Here is a 1,742-nt window from a genome sequence, read left to right as displayed (position 1 = left end):
ACCAGCCGCCGAGGATCACGGTTTGGTCCTGATTTTCTACGCCAACTTCAACCTCTACCGGGCGATAGCGCCCGCCCTCCTCGGCCAGCATCACCAGCACGCGCTTGCCGGTGCGGATCAAGGCTTCGCTGGGCACTTGCAACACCGCTTGCCCGCTGGTTTGCGCCAGGCGCACCTGCGCGGTCATGCCGGGACGCAGGTTGCCGTCGGGGTTGGGCAACTCGACACGCACTTGCACAGTACGGCTGTCCATGGCGGTGGCCGGCAAAATCGCGCTGATGGTGCCGTCGACGGTTTTGCCCGGCAAACCGACAAAACGGCTCTGCACGGTTTGCCCCACGGCCAAGGTCGAGCCTTGGGCTTCGGGCACGGCAACCTGCAGCCACACCTGATCCAGGCCATTGATACGCGCCAGGGTCTGCCCTGCCGCCAGCGTCATGCCTTCGCGCACCTCCAAACTTTGCAGGGCGCCGCTCAACGGGCTGGTGACGGTCAACACCGACTGCACCCGGCCGCTGCGCTCCATCTGCTGGATCAACCCGGTCGGCATGCCGCTCAGACGCAACCGTTGCCGGGCTGCCGCGATCAACCCACTGTCGCCGCTGTGGCGCAGGCTCAGAAATTCTTCCTGGGCCGTCGCCCATTCGGGGATCAACAGGTCTGCCAACGGCGCGCCGGCCTTGAGCACATCACCCGGTGCCCGCGCATAGACGCGCTCGACGAACCCGGCAGCCCGCGCCTGTACCACCGCCACATCACGGTCGTTGAACGCGAGGATGCCCGACAGCTCCAGGGTCGACGTCAGCACACCCCGGCTGACGCTCGCCAGGCGCACGCCGATGTTCTGGGTTTGCCGTGGGTCAATCTGCACTGCCGGCGTATCCGCAGCCGCCGTGCCTTCGGCATAACGCGGCACCAGTTGCATGTCCATAAACGGTGACTTGCCGGGTTTATCGAACTTCTGCTGCGGGTACATCGGGTCGTACCAGTACAGCGCCGGTTTGTCGTCCTTGGGTGCAACAGACGCCACCGAGTGAAATTGCGCCAGCCCATAGCCCGCGCCCAGACCCAGCAGCACCAGTGCTGCGACAATTAGATTATTCATGGCTGGGTTCCCCGTAAGCGAAATACAGCTGGGCGCCGATCAGGGCGCGCTGTTCGATGGCATCAATCTGTTTGAAGCGGGCCTCGACCAGCTCACGGCGAGCGCCGACCACCGTGAGCAAATCGCCCTTGCCGGCGCGATAACCGGCCAGGCTGAGGGTGACTTTTTCTTCGGCCAGCGGCACCAGGCTGTCCTGGCTGCGCTGCACGGCGCGGTCCAGGCGCTGGTAAACCGCCAGGTCGTCGTCGAGCATCTGCGTGTGTTCGCGGGTGGCGGCTTCGCGTTCGGCGTCGAGTTGGTCCAACTCGGCCTGCTTGGCCGCGATGCCTGGGTTTTGTCGGCGACCGGGAAAGATCGGCAGGTCAAAACTCAATTGCAGCGTGACCATGTCGCCGTACTCACGGCTGCGGTGCCCGTAGTCGACTTCCCAGCTCCAGTCCGAGGTCTTTTGCGCCTTGGCCTCCTGCACGCGCGCCTGAGCCTCGCGGGTGCGCGGCACGAAGGCTTGCAGTTCGGGGTGTTGATGCAGGTTGTGGCTGTAGCCGTGGCTGTCGATGCTCCAATTGGGTAACTGGCCGCTGGGGGCTTGATTGGCGGCGGCGCCGATCCAGCGCTTGAGGGCGGCGCGGGCCTGGGC

The 1,742-nt window shown here is 65.2% G+C and carries 2 protein-coding genes; both read right to left on the bottom strand.

Going from position 1 to position 1,742, the window contains the following annotated elements:
* Nucleotides 1–1,105, bottom strand: a 1,105-nt coding sequence (locus tag FEM54_RS31960) for an efflux RND transporter periplasmic adaptor subunit (protein WP_138454211.1), incomplete at its 3' end; no start/stop codon positions are given.
* A partial coding sequence (locus FEM54_RS31955) for a TolC family protein (protein ID WP_138454210.1) occupies nucleotides 1,098–1,742 on the bottom strand: 645 nt, incomplete at its 5' end. The genes FEM54_RS31960 and FEM54_RS31955, both read right to left, overlap by 8 nt.

Origin of the sequence: Pseudomonas edaphica, assembly GCF_005863185.1 — a bacterium.
Taxonomy (GTDB): Bacteria; Pseudomonadota; Gammaproteobacteria; order Pseudomonadales; family Pseudomonadaceae; genus Aquipseudomonas; species Aquipseudomonas edaphica.
Note: the sequence above shows the minus strand (reverse complement) of the source record. Positions and strands in the feature narration are given on the sequence as shown.